This is a genomic window from Micromonospora sp. D93, from assembly GCF_018070365.1.
GTDB classification, from domain to species: domain Bacteria; phylum Actinomycetota; class Actinomycetes; order Mycobacteriales; family Micromonosporaceae; genus Micromonospora; species Micromonospora ureilytica.
The window spans coordinates 89,715-106,735 of sequence record NZ_JAGPXW010000006.1 but is presented as its reverse complement, the minus strand read 5'-3'; the positions used below and the strand labels follow the sequence as shown (position 1 = coordinate 106,735).

Sequence of the window (17,021 nt, the reverse complement as noted above, 5' to 3'; positions counted from 1 at the left end):
CCGGGGTCAGGGACCCCGGGTGCGACATCGGGACGGGGTCCGCGCTTGCCCAGCACACCGATCGGGCTGGGCCCGGTCATCACCCGGGGCACCCCACCGCGAACTCGACGAGGGTTGCCGGCCAGCAAGCCGGGGCTGAACGCTGGCACTCGTGACCTGCCGGCAGCATAGCGGCTACCGATGCGACCGAACCAGCCGGCGGCGGATGGCTACGCTGACCGCATGGCCGACACCCCGCCCGGTTCACCGCTGCCGCCGTCGCCCGCCGCCCCGCCCGCGCCCGCCGCCCCGCCCGTGGGCGAGACGCCCCGGATGCCGCTGCGCCGGCTCGGCTGGCGGCGGTTCCTGGTGCTGGCCGGGGTGGTGCTGCTCATCGCGGCGTGCGCGGTGTTCATGGTTTTCACGCTCGGCCAGTCGCTCGGTGCGCAGGCCCTGCTGATCGGGGTGGTCGCCGCCATCCTGCCGGTGCCGGTGCTGGTCGCCTGCTTCCTCTGGCTGGACCGGTACGAACCGGAGCCGCTGAAATATCTGATCTTCTGTTTCGCCTGGGGCGCGTTCGTCTCCACCGCCGCCTCGCTCACTGTGAACGACTTCGCGGCCAACCGTTTCGAGGACTGGGGCCTGCCGTCCGCGCTCACCGGCGTGCTGGTGGCACCGTTCATCGAAGAGCTGACAAAGGCGCTGGGCCCGATCCTGCTGCTCGTGTTCCGGCGGCGCGAGTGGTCCGGGATCACCGACGGCCTGGTCTACTGCGGGCTCGCCGCGGTCGGCTTCGCCATGGTGGAGAACATCCTCTACCTGGGCGGGTTGGGGTACGCGTCCGGCGCCGACCGCTACGGCCCGGCCACCGGCATCCAGCAGGTCATCGCGATCTTCATCCTGCGGATCCTCCTGTTCGGGTTCGCCCATCCCCTTTTCACATCGATGACAGGTGTGGGGCTGGGTATCGCCTCCCGAACGGCCGACCGGCGCATCCGGGTGCTCGCCCCGATCGCCGGCCTGCTGTTGGCGATGATGCTGCACGGCACGTGGAACCTGCTGCCCACGCTGACCCAGGCCACCGGCGAGGCCATGATCATGCTGTACGGCTTCCTGGGTCTCATGGTGCCGGTCTTCTTCGGCACCGTGGGGCTGGCGCTGTGGCTGCGCGCCTGGGAGGGGCGGCTCACCGAGCGGGCCCTGCCCGACTACGTACGCGCCGGCTGGCTCAGCCCGCCCGAGGTGGCCGCCCTGAGCAGTCTCGGCAGGCGGCACGCCGCCCGCAGTTGGGCGCGGCGGGTGGCCGGCGACGCCGGGGTGCGGGCGATGCGGGGTTACCAGTCCGCCGCCACCCGGCTGGCCCTGCTGCGCGACGGGACGCTGCGCGGCCTGGACCGCAAACCCGCCGACCAGGAGCGGACCGCCCGCGAGGAGCGGGAACTGCTGGACGCGATCAGCGCGTACCGGTCGTTCTTCGTCGGTCGCGACCCGCAGGCCCCGGCCGGGGTCTGGGACGGCAGCCGCTACCACCTGCGTTTCCCGGACGGCACCCAGCGCGCGGTGGACGCCCCGGACGAGCCGGTGGTGCCGATCCCGGTGGTGCTGGCTCCCGCCCCGGCTCCGGTGGGGTACGCCCCGCCCGGTTGGCCCGGCCCGCGATCGGCGCCGCCCTGGCCGCCGACGCACCCCTGACAGCGGTTCAGGCCAGCAGCGACGTCAGGAAGTCACCGAGGCCCTGGAACATCGCGATCAGCGCGGCCCCGATTCCCCTGAACAACTGCGCGGCGCCGTCCGGCCGAAAGGCCATGAAGTAGATCAGGAACGCGACACTGCCCCAGGTCAACAGCTTCTTCACGAATACCGGCATCGTCCCTCCCCAGGGCCACGGTCGCCGGATGGCTTCCCGTCGTGCGGCCGGGCAAACGGTGCGCGACGGGGCCCGGTGGCCGGGGTAGGTGCGTCAGAGGTAGAGGCCGGTCGAGTCGTTCTCGATCCGTTCGGCGGCCACGGCGTGCACGTCCCGCTCTCGCAGCAGCACGTAACCACGGCCGTGCAACTCGACCTCGGAGCGCTCATCCGGGTCGAAGAGCACCCGGTCGCCGGAGACGATGGCGCGGACGTTCGGCCCCACCCCGACCGCCGTGGCCCAGGCGAGGCGCTTGCCGACAGCTGCGGTCGCCGGAATGACGATGCCGGCGGTGGAGCGGCGTTCGCCCTCGCTGCCCTCCATCCGCACCAGCACGCGGTCGTGCAGCAGGCGGATCGGCAGGCCGGCGTCGAGATCGTTGTCGGCGGTCACGTCGCAGACGCTACCGTGTGGCCGACGGTGGGTCCGCCGGTGGTTACGCCGGAGGTGCTCGGGGCATTGTGTGGCGGAACCGCCCTACGGTGTCGGGAACGGACGTATGCTGTCCGACCTGTCGCCGTTGGCGGGCCGGGTTTTCTGCCAGGAGGTGCGCTTGAGCCGCTTCGAGCGGGTACGCGGGCGGCTTCGCCGCGCCTACCAGTCACGACAGGCGTCGACGCGCGCCGACGAGGGCGCGTCGACTGAGGCGTTGAACGACGTGTCGGAGGCGGCCCGGGTGGCGTCGCCGGCCGTGCCGGGGCCGACCGCGCCGCCGAGCGCCACTGTCTACGGCGCGGAACCTCAGGTGGACCTGCACAGCTCCACCACCAGTCGGGATGACGCCGACGTCCCGCACGGGCTGCGGATCGCCGCCGCGTGGTGTTGGCGACTGATCGTGATCGGCGTGGTGGCCTGGGCGCTGCTGCGGATCGTCGGCACGATCAAGATCGTGATCATTCCACTGGCCATCGCGCTGTTGCTCTCCGCGCTGCTGGCCCCGGCGGTGGGCTGGCTGTTGCGGGTCCGGTTCCCCCGGTCACTGGCGACGGCGGTGGTGCTGGTCGGCGGCCTGGCCGCGGTGATCGGCACGCTGACGCTCGTGGTCAACGAGTTCATCCGTGGTGTGCCGGAGCTGAGCGAGAAGTCGTCGGAGGGTGTCCGGCAGATCCAGAACTGGCTGAAGACGGGCCCGCTGCACCTCTCCGACACCCAGCTCGACAGGTACATCGACGAGGCGCAGGCCTGGATCAACGACAACACCTCGAAGTTCACAAGCGGGGCGCTGAGCACTGCCGCGACGCTGGCCGAGGTGCTGACCGGCACGCTGCTGGTCCTCTTCGCGACGTTCTTCTTCCTGCGCGACGGCAACCGGATCTGGCGCTTCCTGGTCCGGCTGCTGCCGGTGGCCGCCCGGTGGAAGGTCGACGACGCCGGCCGCGCCTCCTGGCACACGCTCGGCGCCTACGTCCGGGCGACAGTGCTGGTCGCCTTCATCGACGCGGTGGGCATCGGCATCTTCCTGGTCGTCTTCGACATCCCGTTCGCCTTCCCGCTGGCCGCGCTGGTCTTCCTGGGCGCGTTCATCCCGATCGTCGGTGCGGCGCTCTCCGGTGGCGTGGCGGTGCTGGTGGCACTCGTCGACAGTGGCCCCGTCACCGCGTTGATCATTCTCGGCGCGGTGATCGGTGTGCAGCAGATCGAGGGGCACGTGCTCCAGCCGCTGATCATGGGCCGGGCGGTTGCCCTGCACCCGCTCGCGGTGATCATCGGCATCGCCGCCGGCGTCGTACTCGCCGGCATCACCGGCGCGCTGGTCTCCGTGCCGCTCATCGCGGTGCTGAACACCGCGGTCCGCAGGCTTGCCGCCCGAAGGGTCCCGGACACCCCGCCCGACGCCGTGGTCGTCGCCTCCCAGGCCCCCTAGAACATAGGGGGCTCAGGACTTGGCCAGGCGTTCCAGGGCGCCCCGAGCCACCTCGGGGCGGGTCGTGTACCAGAACGGTGGCAGCGAACGGCGCAGGAACGGCCCGTAACCTCGGGCCGTCTCCAGCCGGGAGTCGAGCACCGCGACCACGCCCCGGTCGCCGGTCGCCCGGATCAGTCGGCCCACCCCCTGGGCCAGCCGCACCGCCGCGATCGGCACGCTGACGGCCGAGAAGCCGGAGCCGCCGCCCGCGTCCACGGCCGCCGCGCGGGCAGCCGCCAGCGGTTCGTCCGGGCGCGGGAAGGGCAGCCGGTCGATGACGACGAGCTGGCAGGCGTCACCGGGCACATCCACCCCCTGCCAGAGCGACATCACCCCGAACAGGCAGCTGGCGCGCTCCTCACGGAAGCGACGCACCAGCAGCGGCAGCGCCTCCTCGCCCTGGAGCAACACCGGCAGGTCGGTCCGCGCGCGCAACAGCTCCGCCGCCTGCTGCGCGGCCCGCCGGGAGGAGAAAAGCCCGAGAGTACGACCACCGAGTGCTCCGACCAGCCCGAGTAGCTCCTCACCGGCAGCCTCGGGCAGCCCGGAGACACTGGGGCGGGGAAGGTGCGCGGCGACGTACAGGATGCCCTGCCGGGCGTAGTCGAACGGCGAACCGACGTCGAGTGACCGCCACCCGGGGCCCTCGGTGGCGGGTACGACGGCGTTCGTCGTGACGTCGCCGGCCAGACGACGGCCCGGCGCCTCGGCGGCCGGACGGCCCGGGCCGGTGCGGGCGGCCAACGCGGCCGCCGCAGGGGTCGGCGGCGCGGGCGGTGGCGCGTCCAGCCCGAGGGCGCGGGCGACAGTGTCGAACCGGCCGCCCAGCGCCAGGGTCGCCGAGGTGGCGACGACTGTGCGTTCGTCGTACAGGTGGGTGGCGAGGGTGCCGGCCACCGACAGGGGTGCGACCACCAGCGCGCGGCGCGTGCCGCTGTCGTTCTTCTCCACCCAGGCCACGTCGTGGTCGCCCTCCTCCAGCAGCCGCTGCGCGGTGGTGGAGAGCTCGTCCAGGGCGGCCTTGGCCTGCTGCTTGCGGACCGGGTCGGGGTCGTCGGACTTGACGTCGCCGATCGCGTCCAGGGCGGAGCGGGTCGCCGCGTCGAGCAGCGTGCACGCCTCGCGCAGTGGCGTCGGCAACCCCGCGGTTATCCGCCCGGCCGGCGCCTCGGCGAGGCCGACCGCGAGGGCGTCGCCGGCGGCGGTGAGCGCCTCGGCCGTCTCCGGCCGCAGCAGCGTACGGGCCCGCCGGGTGGTCCGGTCGATCAGCTCCGGCACCAGCTCCGCCTGGGCCGCGGAGGAGACCCGGTCGGCCAACTCGTGCGCCTCGTCGACGATGAGCAGCTTGTGCGGTGGCACGATGTGCCGGTCGGCGAGCATGTCGACCGCGAGAAGGCTGTGGTTGGTCACCACGATGTCGGCCTCGCGGGCGCGGGCCCGCGAGGCCTCGGCGAAGCACTCCTGCCCGAACGGGCAACGGGTCGCGCCGACGCACTCGCGGGCCGGCATGGACACCAGCCGCCAGGCCTGGTCGTCGACGCCTGGGTCCAACTCGTCCCGGTCGCCGGTGGCGGTCTTCTCGGCCCAGTCACGCAGCCGCTCGACCTGCTTGCCCAACCGGCCCGCCTCGCCGAGCCACTTCGTCCCGCCACCGGGACGCGCCGCCGGGGCGTCGAAGAGGGTGTCCTCCGGCTCCTCCTCGGTGGAGTTGTCCAGTCGGGCGAGGCAGAGGTAGTGGTGGCGGCCCTTGAGCACGGCGAAGGTGGGTCGACGGCCGAGCAACGGCTCGACCGCGTCGGCGAGCCGGGGCAGGTCGTGGTCGACCAGCTGGGACTGCAACGCGAGGGTGGCGGTGGAGACCACCACCGGGCCGTCCACAGTGAGCGCCGGCGCGAGGTACGCCAACGACTTGCCGGTGCCGGTGCCGGCCTGCACGAGCAGATGCTCGCCGCCGGCCACGCAGTCCTCGATCGCCGTGGTCATCTGCAGCTGGCCGGGGCGTTCCGCGCCGCCGGGCACGGCGCCGACCGCCGCCGCCAGCAGCTCCGTGCCACTGGGCCGGGCACCCCGCCGCCGCCCCTTGGCACGGGCCGACGGGGTGGCGGAACCGGTGGCGGTGCGGGGCGGAGTCACCGTGCGACGGTACCCGGCGCCGCCGACACCGGCCGCGCCCATCCGCCGCGTGGCGCGATGCCGACCCGGCCGGCGTCGCGACCGACCCCGTCCGGTTACGGCCGCGCTACGACGCGTTGGGCCGTATCGGTTAGGGTGCGAATCATGCCGAGCGACATGGTCCGCGTGATCTACCGCAAGTACGACGGCAGCGCCCACCGCGACTACCCGGCCCGTCGGCTCACCGAGGACGACCTCGGCATCTGGCTCGGCGTGCCCGAGGGCACCCAGTCGGTCTACCACGGCCGGCCCTCGGTGGAGAAGATCCCGTTCGTGCTGCTGGTGCCTCATCGTGCCTGGTGGACGGCCATGTTCAACCCCCCGCCCCGCACCAGCGAGGTCTACTGCGACATCGCGACCCCGGCCCGCTGGGAGTCCGACGACACAGTCCACCTGATCGACCTGGATCTGGACGTCGTCCGGCGTCGGGCCACCGGCCTGGTGGAGCTGCTCGACGAGGACGAGTTCGCCGAGCACCGGGCCCGGTTCGGCTACCCGGACGACGTGGTGGCCGAGGCCGAGGCCGCGGCGCAGCGGCTGTTCGGGGCCCTGGGCGACGGGACCGAGCCGTTCGCCACCGCGTACCGCAAGTGGTTGGCCCTGGTGGTCTGACGCCGCACGCCCGCCCGGTCGGGCCGGTTCACCAGCGTGGGGGCCAGCCGTCGTCGGCGTCCAGCGGCGGCAGGTCCGTCAGCTTGTCTGGGTTAAGCTGGTTGTAGATGGCGGTGATCCGGCCCTGGTCCACCGCGAACGCGGTGACCAGACGGATCGGCCGCCCGTCGCTGTGCGCCGTCTCCAGCTGGAGGCCGAGCGCACCGTCGACGAGCACCGGCCGAGCCAGCACCCGGTCGGCGTACCGACCGGTGCGGCCGAACAGGCCGAGCGTGAGGCGAGCCACGGCGTCCGCGCCGAGCACCGGCCGACGGGCTGCGGGGAAGTGCCCGCCGGAGTCACCGACGAAGACCACGTCCGGCGCGAGCACCTGGAGCAGCTGGTCCAGCTCGCCGGACTCGGTCGCGGCGACGAACGCCTTGAGCACCCGGCGCTGCTCGGCCGGGTCGGCGGTGTGCCGGGGTACGTCCGGCGCGGTGACCGCCCGACGAGCCCGGGAGGCGAGCTGCCGGGCGGCCACCTCGGTGGTGCCGAGCACCCCGGCGACCCGGGCGAACGGCAGCGCGAACACGTCGTGCAGCACGAGGGCGACCCGTTGCTCCGGCGCGAGCCGCTCCAGCACCACCAGCAGCGCCGTGCCGACCTGGTCGGTGCGGACCGCCCGCTCCGCCGGGTCGGGCGCGTAGCCGTCGGCCGCCGGCCGGCCGCCCAACGGGCTCACCACCGGCTCCGGCAGCCACTGCCCTGGGTACGCCTCCCGGCGGACCCGGGCCGAGCGGAGCACGTCCAGGCAGATCCGGGCGCAGGTCGTGGTCAGCCACGCGGACAGGTCGCGGATCTCGGCGCGGGCCGCCGGGTCGGTCAGCGCCCCGGCGTAGCGCAGCCAGGTCTCCTGCACCGCGTCCTCCGCCTCGCTGCGGCTGCCCAGCATCCGGTGGGCCACCGCGAGCAGTCGGCCCCGTTGGGCCTCGAACTCCGTCGCCAGCTCCCGCACGACCCACCACCCCCTCCGGTCGGCGTCCCGGCCTACATCCTCCCGCCGAGCGGGCATGCCGGCAGCCCCGGAACGGCCCGGCGGGCCGATGCTTTCGGCGAGCGAAGGTCGGTCGGTGCCGATCAGCGGGCCCAGGTCCGGAGGCGGCTCTCGGCGGGCGGAACGGCTGTGGGTGGGCGATGATCCGTGCATGAGCGCACCCCAGCAAGGGCAGATCGAGGCACCGGACGGCGGCTCCGTGCGAGACCTGCTGCGAGTCACCGCGCCGGTGGATCTCGGCGCGATCGACCCGCGGTCCATGCCCGGCCTGCCGGGGCCGGCGGGCCGCGGCGAGCGTCGTAAGACCTGGGCGCGGGAGCAGGTGGAACTGGTCGGCGAGGAGCTGGGCCGGCAGCAGGAGATGCTCTTCGCGATGGCCAAGACCGGGTCGGAGCGGCCGGCGCACCGGGTGCTGCTGGTGCTCCAGGCCATGGACTGCGGCGGCAAGGACGGCACGATCAAGCGGGTGGCCGGCGCGATGAACCCGTTGGGCCTGCACATCCGCTCGTTCGGGCCGCCGACCCGCCAGGAGTTGCGGCACGACTTCCTCTGGCGGATCCGCCGGGAGCTGCCGCCGCCGGGGTACGTGGGGATGTTCAACCGTTCGCACTACGAGGACGTGCTGATCGCCCGGGTCGGCTCGTTGGTGCCGGAGACGACCTGGCGAGCCCGCTATGACGAGATCAACTCGTTCGAGCGGGAGCTGACCGAGGGTGGCGTGACCCTGATCAAGGTGATGCTGCACATCTCGTACGCCGAGCAGGGCAAGCGCCTGCTGGAGCGGCTCACCGACCCGCGCAAGCACTGGAAGTACAACCCCTCCGACATCGACTCGCGGGGGCACTGGGACGACTACCAGGCCGCGTACGCCGAGGCCCTGAGCCGGTGCGGCACGGACGCCGCGCCCTGGTTCGTGGTGCCTGCGGACCGCAAGTGGTACCGGGACTGGGCGGTGGCCCACCTGCTACGTGAGACGTTCGACACGCTCGATCTGGGGTATCCCGCTGCCGATTTCGACGTGGTTCGGGAGCGGAAGCGCCTGCTGGCTGGGGGAGCGGGTGCGGGTGGGGCAGCCGAGATGAACGGCAGGTGAACGAGTGGTGAATGGTGCCTGGCCAGGGGTGGGCCGGCGAATTCCCCGTTCTGCCGTTTCCTAGCATTCACCGAGCGGGCGCTCTCGGGCGCCGCCACCCTTCCACCGACGCGACGAGGTCTGTGCTGTGAAGTTTTCCTTCCGCCCCACCGAGGGCGCCTTCTACGAGCTCTTCACCAGGGCCGCGCAGAACCTGGTCCGGGGCACCGCGCTGCTCAACGAGCTGGCCCTGCCCGGCGTGGACGTGCAGTCCGTCAGCGAGCGGCTGACCGAGGTCGAGCACGACAGCGACCAGATCACCCACGAGCTGTACAAGAAGATCAACTCGACCTTCATCACCCCGTTCGACCGGGAGGACATCTACCGGCTCGGCTCGCTGCTGGACGACGTGATGGACCACCTGGAAGCGGTGGGTGACCTGCTCTACCTGTACGGGCTGACCGAGCTTCCGGCACTGCCCCGCGAGCTGCACGAGATGGTCAACGTGCTCGACCAGCAGGCCAAGCTGACCGCCGACGCGATGCCCCGGCTGAAGTCGATGAAGGATCTCGAGGACTACTGGATCGAGTGCAACCGGCTGGAGAACGAGGGCGACCGGATCAACCGGCAGCTCCTCGTCCGCCTCTTCTCCGGTGAGTACGACGCGTTGACGGTGCTGAAGATGAAGGAGGTCGCCGACGAGCTGGAGGCCGCCTGCGACGCCTTCGAGCACGTGGCCAACACCGTCGAGACCATCGCCGTCAAGGAGTCCTGAGCCGGTGTCCCCTGAACTCATCGCCGTGCTGGCGGTGATCGCGGTGGCCCTGGCGTTCGACTACACCAACGGTTTCCACGACGCCGCCAACGCGATCGCCACAAGCGTCTCCACACGGGCGCTGACACCCCGGATCGCCCTCGGACTCGCCGCGGTCGGCAACTTCATCGGTGCCCACTTCGGCGCCGGCGTGGCCAAGACCGTCGGCGACGGCCTGGTCACGCTCCCCACCGGGGTGAGCAGCCTCGGGGTGGTCTTCGCCGGGGTGCTCGGCGCGATCGCCTGGAACCTGATCACCTGGTACTTCGGTCTGCCCTCGTCGTCCTCGCACGCGCTCTTCGGCGGCCTGGTCGGCGCGACCCTGCTGTCCGCCGGTGGCATCGTGCAGTGGGGCAACATCGGTGTGAAGGTCATTCTGCCGATGATCCTGTCGCCGATCGTCGGCCTCACCCTCGGTTACCTGCTGATGCTTGCCATCCTCTGGCTGTTCCGGAAGGGGCAGCCGGGCAAGCTCAACCGGGGCTTCCGCTGGGCGCAGACCCTCTCGGCGGCCGCCATGTCGGTCGGCCACGGCATGCAGGACGCCGCCAAGACCATGGGCATCGTGGTCCTGGCGCTCTACACAGGTGGTTTCCAGGAGAGCAAGACGCACATCCCGGGGTGGGTGTTCTGGACCTCGGCGACGATGCTGGCCCTCGGCACGTACGCCGGCGGTTGGCGGATCATCCGTACCCTCGGTCGCAAGATCATCGACCTGGGGCCGCCGGAGGGCTTCGCCGCCGAGACCGTCGCCAGCGCGGTGCTCTACTTCAACGCCCTGGTGCTGAAGGCCCCGATCTCCACCACCCACACCATCACCTCGGCGATCATGGGTGTGGGCGCGACCAAGCGACTCTCCGCGGTTCGCTGGAACGTGGCCGGCAACATCGTGCTCGCCTGGATCATCACGTTCCCGGCCGCCGCACTGATCGCGTGCGTCACGTACCTGCTGGTCCGGCCGCTCTTCGGCTGAGTTTCTGGAAGGGTCCCCGGTCACGGTCTCGCCGTGGCCGGGGACCCTTCCGCTGTTTCAGACGTATCGCACGCCGATCTGCTCGCGGACCGTGTCCAGCAGGGCCATCACCTCAAGCGTCGTGGCGTGCGGCACCATCGGGCTCTCGGTCAGCCCGGCGGCCAGGCAGCGCTGCACCTCGATCGCCTCGTACTGGTAGCCGTTGCCGGCCCCGTCGGCGACGATCGTCTCCGGCTCCGCGCCGGCCCGGTGCACTGTCACCGAACCCGGCCGGAAGAACGGTTCCGGCAGGTCGATCCGCCCCGTGGTGCCGGTGATCGAGGCGGTCTGCCCGCTCAACCCGACCATGCCGCAGCTCAGGGTCGCCAGCGCTCCGGTGTCGTAGCCGAACAGCATGCCGGTGTTCTCGTCCGTCCCCTCCGGGCCGAGCTGCGCCCAGGACCGGACGTCCTGCGGCACCCCGAGCAGCAGGTGGGCCAGACTGATCGGGTAGATCCCCAGGTCGAGCAGGGCGCCCCCGCCCAGCGCCGCGTTGCGCATCCGGTGCTCCGGCGGGAACGGCCCGGCCACCCCGAAGTCGGCCCGGACGCCGGTCACCGTGCCGATCGCCCCGTCCGCGATCAGCTCGACCACCCGCAGGATCATCGGGTTCAGCCGCATCCACATGGCCTCCATCAGGAAGACCCCGGCGGCGCGGGCAGTGTCGACCAACTCGGTGCTGGTGGCCAGGTCGAGGGTGAACGGCTTCTCCAACAGCACCGCCCGCCCGGCGGTGAGGCAGGTCATCGCCGCCTCGTAGTGCGCGGAATGCGGCGTCGCCACGTAGATCGCGTCCACCTCCGGGTCCGCGGCCAACTCCACCCAGGAGCCGTAGGCGCGCTTCGCGCCGTACGTGTCGGCGAAGCGCCGGGCGCTCTCCGCGGCGCGGGAACCGACCGCTACCAACTCGGCGTCCGGCACCAACCGGAGGTCTTCGGCGAAACGGCTGGCGATGTGGCCGGTGGCCAGGATGCCCCAACGAGTCATGCCGAAACGCTAGCCGGCCAGCTAAACCCCGCGCTCCCCGCCCCGCGCGTCGATCATGAAGTTATTGCCCGGTGGCGCGGCGGGTCGTGGCAACAACTCCATGATCCTTCAACGCCTGGCGGGCGCCGGCGACCGCGCTGTCGGAACTAGGCTCGCGGGATGACGATCGACAGTGACGGCTTCGACGCCCCGGCCGCCCTGGTCGAGCACGCCCGCCGGTTCCAGGCCGAGGGTGGCATCCCGGCGACGCCTCGGGTCGCGGCCACCGTGCTGCTGCTGCGTCCGACCGACGCCGACTTCGAGGTGTACGTCATCCGCCGGGTCGCCGCGATGACCTTCGGCGGGATGTACGCCTTCCCCGGAGGCGGGGTGGACCGCTCCGACTCGGACACGCACCTGGACTGGGCCGGCCCGACTCCGGGCGAGTGGGCGGACCGGCTCGGAGTGGCCCCGCAGGCCGCGCAGGCGGTGGTCTGCGCGGCCGCGCGTGAGGTCTTCGAGGAGGCCGGAGTACTGCTCGCCGGCCCGAACCGGGAGACAGTGGTGGGCGACGTCAGCGGGGACGACTGGGAGGCGGCCCGGCAGGATCTGGAGGGACGCCGGCTGGGCTTCGCCGCGCTGCTCGCCGACCGTCGGCTCACCCTCCGATCGGACCTGCTGCTGCCCTGGAGCCGGTGGATCACTCCCGAGTTCGAGCCGCGCCGCTTCGACACGTACTTCTTCATCGCCTTGTTGCCGGAGGGGCAACGGACCCGCGACGTCTCCGGCGAGGCCGACCACACCCTGTGGATCCGGCCGGCGGACGCGCTGGCCCGCGCGTTGGCCGGCGAGCTAACCATGCTGCCACCGACCCTTGTCACGCTGGCCGAGGTGGCGGCGGCCGGCGACCTGGCCGGGGTGGCGCGAGCGGCGGCCGATCGGGACGCCGCAAGCCCGATCACCCCGCGCCTGGACCTGCCCCCGAACGGCAAACCCCGCTTCGTCCTGGGCTGACTGTGAGGCTGGGGCGCTCGCGGCCGGCGCGTGCCGTCAAGATCCGCACAACTTCAGGGATACTGGCCTTGATCGAGGACGATCTTGGGGCGCGACGCGGTGGCGCGGCGGCGGATATGGCACCGGCGCCCACGCCGGGAGGCGGGGCGCCGGTGACCGGACGTGGTCGGCTCAGCCGAAGCGGCCGGTGATGTAGTCCTCGGTCTTCTTCACGCTCGGGTTGCTGAAGATCTTCTGGGTGTTGTCGTACTCGATCAGCCGGCCCGGATCGCCGGTCTTCTCGATCGAGAAGAAGGCGGTCCGGTCCGACACCCGCGCGGCCTGCTGCATGTTGTGCGTCACGATGATGATCGTGAACTTGTCCTTGAGCTGGAACATCAGGTCCTCGATCGCCAGCGTGGAGATCGGGTCCAGGGCTGAGCACGGCTCGTCCATCAGGACGACCTGCGGCTCGACAGCGATGGTCCGGGCGATGCAGAGCCGCTGCTGCTGACCGCCGGAGAGGCCCGCGCCGGGCTTGCCCAGCCGGTCCTTGACCTCGCCCCACAGGTTCGCGGCGCGCAGGGCCTTCTCGGCCGCGTCCTCCAGGAGCGACTTCTTGCGGACCCCGTTGAGCTTCAGCCCGGCCACCACGTTCTCGAAGATGCTCATGGTGGGGAACGGGTTCGGCCGCTGGAAGACCATGCCGATGGTGCGCCGGACCGCTGTGACGTCCACGTCCCGGTCGTAGATGTCCTGGTCGTCGATGGTCAGGCTGCCCTCGACGCGGGCCCCCGGCAGCACCTCGTGCATCCGGTTGATCGACCGCAGGAACGTCGACTTCCCGCAGCCGGACGGCCCGATGAGAGCGGTGACCGTCTTCGGCTCGACAGTCAGGTTGATGTTCTCGATTGCCTTGAAGCCGCCGTAGTACGCGGTGACGTTCGAGGCGGACACGCGCTTGGCCATGGTGGTACCTCCGGGGTTCATCGGCTGAGCCTGTTGCGACGGGCCAGCAGCTTCGCCGCGATCGTCAGGATGAGCACGAGGGCGACCAGGGTGAGTGCCGCGGTCCACGCCCGTGCCGGGGCGTACTTCGACGCGTCACCGGCCTGCTGGTAGACGAAGAGGGACAGCGACGACTGGTTGTTCTCGAAGGGGTTGGTGTTGATCGCGGCGCCGCCGCCGGCGACCAGCAGCACCGGCGCGGTCTCGCCGGCCGCGCGGGCGATGGCGAGCATGACGCCGGTGACGATGCCGGGCAGCGCCGTCGGCAGCACCACCCGCAGGATCGTCTTCCACTTGGGTACGCCGAGCGCGTACGCGCCCTCGCGCAGTGGCGCCGGTACGAGGCGGAGCATCTCCTCGGTGGACCGGACGATGGTGGGCAGCATGAGCACGCTCAGCGCGAGCGCGGCGGCGAAGCCGGAGAAGCTGGGCCGGCCGTCGTTGAACCATGGCGACACGATCAGCACCCAGAACGCCAGGACGAAGAGGCCGGAGACGATCGACGGGATGCCGGTCATCACGTCCACGAAGAACCGGATCGCGAAGGCGAACTTGCCCCGGCCGTACTCGACGATGTAGATCGCGCAGAGAACGCCGAGCGGGACGGTGATCAGGGTGGCGATGCCGACCTGCTCCAGCGTGCCGACGATCGCGTGGTACGCGCCGCCGTTGGCGTCCCGGGCCCCGATGTTGTTCATCGAGGTCTGGAAGAAGTTGACGTCCAGCCGGTCGGCGCCCTTGCTGACCAGCGTCCAGACCACCGACACGAGCGGCAGCACCGCCAGCACGAAGGCGGAGTGGATCAGTGCGCTCCAGGTGCGGTTGCGGGCCGATCGGCGCCCCTCGACCGCGTTGGCCGCGGCGAAGAGCCCGACCAGGTAGAGGATCGCGCCGAGGACGACCACGAGGACCGGGCCGCCGATGCCGATGCCGTAGACGAGCACGGCGGAGAGCGCCAGAGCCGCCACGGCGATGACCGGGGCGGCGTACCAGGGCAGCCGCTTGGCCCGCAGCGAGTCGGGCTGGGCCGGCGGCCGGGTGCGGTGGGAGGTGACGGTTGTGGTCATGCGGCCGACTCCGTGAACTCCCGGCGGCGGTAGATGATCGCCCGCGCCGTGATGTTGACGATCAGCGTGATGGCGAACAGCACCAGGCCGGAGGCGATCAGAGCGCCCCGGCCGGTCTCGTTCGCCTCGCCGAACGCGTTGGCGATGTTGGCGGCGATGGTGTTGCCGCCGTTCTGGATCAGGTTGAACGAGATGCCGAAGGTGATGCCGAGGGTCAGCGCGAGGGCGATGGTCTCGCCGAGCGCCCGGCCGAGGCCGAGCATCATCGCGGCGATGATGCCGGGGCGGCCGTAGGGGAGCACCGCGGTGCGGAGCATCTCCCAGCGGGTGGCGCCCAGGGCGAGGGCGGCCTCCTCGTTCGCGGTTGGCGTCTGGAGGAACACCTCGCGGGAGAGCGAGGTGATGATCGGCAACACCATGATCGCGAGTACCAGGGCGCCCAGCATGACGGACGCCCCGAAGGGGCCGTCGCCGCCGAAGAGCGGGATCCAGCCGAAGTGCTGGTTCAGCCAGACGGAGAAGTCCCGGACGGGGCTGCTGAAGACGTCTCGTCCCCAGAGGCCGAAGACCACGCTCGGCACTGCGGCGAGGAGGTCGACCAGGAAGCCGAGCGCGGTGCCCAGCCGGCGCGGCGCGTAGTGCGAGAGGTAGAGGGCGATGCCCAGCGCCACCGGCACCGCCATGAGCAGTGCCAGCGCCGAGCTGAGCACGGTGCCGAAGGCGAGCGCACCGATGCCGAACTTCGGCTCCGTCTCGTTGGGCGACCAGCCCTCGTAGGACCAGAAGTTCTCGGTGTTGGCGCGTAGGGCCGGCACCGCCTTGACGACCAGGAAGATCGCGATGGCGGCGATGATGACCAGAACTGCGGTGCCGGCGGCCAGGGTGAGACCGCGGAAGGCCCGCTCGGCGCCGAACCTACGGCTGCGCGGCAGCGCGCCGCCGCCGCCCAGCCCGGTGCCGCCCGGGGAACGGGTGCTGACTGGTGCCTCGGCCACACGCGCCGAGGCACCGGCGGGCCACTCGTGACTCTGCGTCACGCGGGTCCCGCCGGTGCCGGCGTCGGCCGAGCGGTGGGGGGTGTCACCCATCTGCTCGCTCGATTCGATTGCGGAGTGGTGTCGGTCAGGAGATGTTCTTGACTGCGGCCTCGACCTTGGTGCGGACGCTCTCCGGCAGCGGGGCGTAGCCCAGCTCGGTCATGGCCGACTGACCCTCGGTGCTGGCGGCGTAGCCCAGCAGACCCTTGACCAGCGGCAGCTTGTCGGCGGCGAGGCCCTTGCTGCAGACGATCTCGTACGTCGCCAGGACGATCGGGTAGGCCCCGGCCTCCTTGGTGTTGTAGTCGATCGACAGCTTGAGGTCGTCGCCCTGGCCCTCGACCTTGGCGCCGGCGATGGTCTTGCCGGCCGCCTCGGCGGTCAGCGCGGCGAACTCGCCCGCACCGTTACCGATCTTGGACATCTTCAGGCCGGCGTTCTCGGCGAACGACCACTCCATGTAGCCGATGGAGCCGTCGGCGCCCTTGACCCGGCTGGCCACGCCGTCCGAGCCCTTGGCGCCGGTGCCGCCCGGGGCCTTCCACGCCTTGGCCTTGCCGAGGGTCCAGTCGGCCTCGGCGGTCTTGGAGAGGAAGTTGGTGAAGTTGTCGGTGGTGCCCGACTCGTCCGAGCGGTGGACGGTCTGGATCGTGGTCGCCGGGAGGGTGGCACCCGGGTTGTCGGCCTTGATCGCCGCGTCGTCCCACTTGGTCACCGTGCCGGCGAAGATCTTCGCCAGGGTGGCCGGCTTGAGCTGGAGGTTGTCCACGCCGCTCACGTTGTAGGCGACGGCCACCGGACCGATCACCATCGGCAGGTGGATGGCCTTGCCACCGACGCACTTGGCGTCGGCCTGCGGCTGCTCCTCCGGCTTGAGCGCGGAGTCGGAGCCGGCGAAGTCGGCGGTCCCGGCGATGAACGCCTGGATGCCGGCGCCCGAGCCGCTGGGCTCGTAGTTGATCGTTACACCCTGGCACTTCTGCTGGTACGCCTTGATCCATTCGGCCATGGCGTTCTTCTGCGCCGACGAGCCCTGGGCGTTCAGCGTGCCGGTAGCGCAGTCGACCGCGGCGGCCGAGCCCGAAGCGCTGGCGCCGGGGGTGGGCTCGTTGTTGTCCGAGCCGCATGCGCTGAGACCGAGCGTCGCAGCAAGGGCGAGGCCGGCAATCGCGCCGTACCGCTGGAGCTTCACCTGAGGGGTTTCCCTTCGCGTCTGACTTGGCGCCCCGATCCCGGGGCCCGAGGACCGGCACTGACCGGCTGACACGAAAGTTAGAAGTGCCAGGTAGCCGGTTCGCCGGTCGCAAGTGAACGCAAGGTGAACACGTACGGCCGCTCAGGTGACCGCTTGCCGAGGGTGAGTTGTCCGTTAAGTGAACCGGGGTACACCTGTCGGAAGTATGGGTATATTTCCGGTTCGCCGTTATGTTGCCGACGCCCGGCC

The 17,021-nt window shown here is 71.3% G+C and carries 15 protein-coding genes, 2 pseudogenes and 1 riboswitch; of the genes and pseudogenes, 7 read left to right on the top strand and 10 right to left on the bottom strand.

Annotated elements, in window-relative coordinates; genetic code table 11:
• Positions 1-36: 36 nt before the first annotated feature.
• A riboswitch (SAM riboswitch) is annotated at positions 37-157 on the bottom strand.
• 23 nt (positions 158-180) lie between these two features.
• The gene (locus KBX71_RS09750) at positions 181-1,671 is read left to right on the top strand and encodes a PrsW family intramembrane metalloprotease (RefSeq protein ID WP_210817648.1); all 1,491 of its coding nucleotides are present in this window, start codon (positions 181-183) and stop codon (positions 1,669-1,671) included.
• A 7-nt stretch (positions 1,672-1,678) separates the two neighbouring features.
• On the opposite strand, the gene KBX71_RS09745 is transcribed toward KBX71_RS09750, so the two are convergent.
• Together KBX71_RS09745 and KBX71_RS09740 are read right to left on the bottom strand one after the other, a co-directional pair.
• Entirely contained in the window at positions 1,679-1,846 is a 168-nt protein-coding gene (locus tag KBX71_RS09745) for a hypothetical protein (protein WP_167493175.1), read from the bottom strand.
• 93 nt (positions 1,847-1,939) lie between these two features.
• On the bottom strand, positions 1,940-2,278 hold the full coding sequence (locus KBX71_RS09740) for a co-chaperone GroES (protein ID WP_091402887.1): 339 nt from the start codon (positions 2,276-2,278) through the stop codon (positions 1,940-1,942).
• Positions 2,279-2,384: 106 nt separating this feature from the next.
• Here KBX71_RS09740 and KBX71_RS09735 point away from each other — a divergent pair, with 106 nt between their 5' ends.
• Positions 2,385-3,749, top strand: coding sequence for an AI-2E family transporter (locus KBX71_RS09735; RefSeq protein WP_247683205.1), 1,365 nt, complete (start codon positions 2,385-2,387; stop codon positions 3,747-3,749).
• A 12-nt stretch (positions 3,750-3,761) separates the two neighbouring features.
• On the opposite strand, the pseudogene KBX71_RS34800 reads toward KBX71_RS09735, so the two are convergent.
• Positions 3,762-4,457: pseudogene (locus KBX71_RS34800) on the bottom strand (ATP-dependent DNA helicase); the annotation flags it as partial.
• 111 nt (positions 4,458-4,568) lie between these two features.
• Positions 4,569-5,966 (bottom strand): annotated as a pseudogene (locus KBX71_RS34795) (ATP-dependent DNA helicase); the annotation flags it as partial.
• A 102-nt stretch (positions 5,967-6,068) separates the two neighbouring features.
• On the opposite strand from KBX71_RS34795, the gene KBX71_RS09725 reads away from it, so the two are divergent.
• Positions 6,069-6,575 (top strand): DUF402 domain-containing protein, encoded by a 507-nt coding sequence (locus KBX71_RS09725; protein ID WP_210817645.1) that lies wholly within the window; start codon positions 6,069-6,071, stop codon positions 6,573-6,575.
• A gap of 28 nt (positions 6,576-6,603) precedes the next feature.
• On the opposite strand, the gene sigJ is transcribed toward KBX71_RS09725, so the two are convergent.
• Complete coding sequence (gene sigJ / locus KBX71_RS09720) at positions 6,604-7,569, bottom strand: RNA polymerase sigma factor SigJ (RefSeq protein WP_210817644.1); 966 nt, start codon at positions 7,567-7,569, stop codon at positions 6,604-6,606.
• A gap of 190 nt (positions 7,570-7,759) precedes the next feature.
• Here sigJ and KBX71_RS09715 point away from each other — a divergent pair, with 190 nt between their 5' ends.
• From KBX71_RS09715 to KBX71_RS09705, 3 genes are all read left to right on the top strand, one after another.
• Positions 7,760-8,701: a PPK2 family polyphosphate kinase gene (locus KBX71_RS09715; RefSeq protein ID WP_210817643.1), complete on the top strand. Its 942-nt coding sequence runs from the start codon at positions 7,760-7,762 to the stop codon at positions 8,699-8,701.
• A gap of 127 nt (positions 8,702-8,828) precedes the next feature.
• Positions 8,829-9,455, top strand: coding sequence for a DUF47 domain-containing protein (locus KBX71_RS09710; protein WP_030327784.1), 627 nt, complete (start codon positions 8,829-8,831; stop codon positions 9,453-9,455).
• 4 nt (positions 9,456-9,459) lie between these two features.
• Positions 9,460-10,467: an inorganic phosphate transporter gene (locus KBX71_RS09705; protein WP_210817642.1), complete on the top strand. Its 1,008-nt coding sequence runs from the start codon at positions 9,460-9,462 to the stop codon at positions 10,465-10,467.
• Between the two features lie 57 nt (positions 10,468-10,524).
• Here KBX71_RS09705 and KBX71_RS09700 read toward each other — a convergent pair whose 3' ends face one another.
• Entirely contained in the window at positions 10,525-11,493 is a 969-nt protein-coding gene (locus KBX71_RS09700; protein WP_210817641.1) for a Gfo/Idh/MocA family protein, read from the bottom strand.
• A 159-nt stretch (positions 11,494-11,652) separates the two neighbouring features.
• Here KBX71_RS09700 and KBX71_RS09695 point away from each other — a divergent pair, with 159 nt between their 5' ends.
• Positions 11,653-12,486 carry an NUDIX domain-containing protein gene (locus KBX71_RS09695; protein WP_210817640.1) on the top strand — a complete coding sequence of 278 codons (834 nt, stop codon included), beginning with the start codon at positions 11,653-11,655 and terminating at the stop codon, positions 12,484-12,486.
• Between the two features lie 171 nt (positions 12,487-12,657).
• On the opposite strand, the gene pstB is transcribed toward KBX71_RS09695, so the two are convergent.
• Genes pstB through pstS form a run of 4 tightly spaced genes read right to left on the bottom strand, consistent with a single transcriptional unit; the run spans position 12,658 to position 16,769 of the window.
• Positions 12,658-13,434: a phosphate ABC transporter ATP-binding protein PstB gene (gene pstB, locus KBX71_RS09690; RefSeq protein ID WP_124820311.1), complete on the bottom strand. Its 777-nt coding sequence runs from the start codon at positions 13,432-13,434 to the stop codon at positions 12,658-12,660.
• 17 nt (positions 13,435-13,451) lie between these two features.
• The gene (pstA, locus tag KBX71_RS09685) at positions 13,452-14,540 is read right to left on the bottom strand and encodes a phosphate ABC transporter permease PstA (protein ID WP_210817639.1); all 1,089 of its coding nucleotides are present in this window, start codon (positions 14,538-14,540) and stop codon (positions 13,452-13,454) included.
• Complete coding sequence (pstC, locus tag KBX71_RS09680) at positions 14,537-15,628, bottom strand: phosphate ABC transporter permease subunit PstC (RefSeq protein ID WP_196919983.1); 1,092 nt, start codon at positions 15,626-15,628, stop codon at positions 14,537-14,539. Before pstC ends, pstA begins: the two co-directional genes overlap by 4 nt.
• Before the next feature lie 34 nt (positions 15,629-15,662).
• Complete coding sequence (gene pstS, locus KBX71_RS09675; RefSeq protein WP_210817638.1) at positions 15,663-16,769, bottom strand: phosphate ABC transporter substrate-binding protein PstS; 1,107 nt, start codon at positions 16,767-16,769, stop codon at positions 15,663-15,665.
• Positions 16,770-17,021 lie beyond the last annotated feature (252 nt).

What these genes read in the sequence shown, in the direction of transcription:
- KBX71_RS09750 (WP_210817648.1), top strand. Translation starts at nt 181, where the DNA reads ATGCGACCGAACCAGCCGGCGGCGGATGGCTACGCTGACCGCATGGCC.
- KBX71_RS09745 (WP_167493175.1), bottom strand. Translation starts at nt 1,846, where the DNA reads ATGCCGGTATTCGTGAAGAAGCTGTTGACCTGGGGCAGTGTCGCGTTC.
- KBX71_RS09735 (WP_247683205.1), top strand. Translation starts at nt 2,385, where the DNA reads ATGCTGTCCGACCTGTCGCCGTTGGCGGGCCGGGTTTTCTGCCAGGAG.
- KBX71_RS09725 (WP_210817645.1), top strand. Translation starts at nt 6,069, where the DNA reads ATGCCGAGCGACATGGTCCGCGTGATCTACCGCAAGTACGACGGCAGC.
- KBX71_RS09715 (WP_210817643.1), top strand. Translation starts at nt 7,760, where the DNA reads ATGAGCGCACCCCAGCAAGGGCAGATCGAGGCACCGGACGGCGGCTCC.
- KBX71_RS09700 (WP_210817641.1), bottom strand. Translation starts at nt 11,493, where the DNA reads ATGACTCGTTGGGGCATCCTGGCCACCGGCCACATCGCCAGCCGTTTC.
- KBX71_RS09695 (WP_210817640.1), top strand. Translation starts at nt 11,653, where the DNA reads ATGACGATCGACAGTGACGGCTTCGACGCCCCGGCCGCCCTGGTCGAG.
- pstB (WP_124820311.1), bottom strand. Translation starts at nt 13,434, where the DNA reads ATGGCCAAGCGCGTGTCCGCCTCGAACGTCACCGCGTACTACGGCGGC.
- pstA (WP_210817639.1), bottom strand. Translation starts at nt 14,540, where the DNA reads ATGACCACAACCGTCACCTCCCACCGCACCCGGCCGCCGGCCCAGCCC.
- pstC (WP_196919983.1), bottom strand. Translation starts at nt 15,628, where the DNA reads ATGGGTGACACCCCCCACCGCTCGGCCGACGCCGGCACCGGCGGGACC.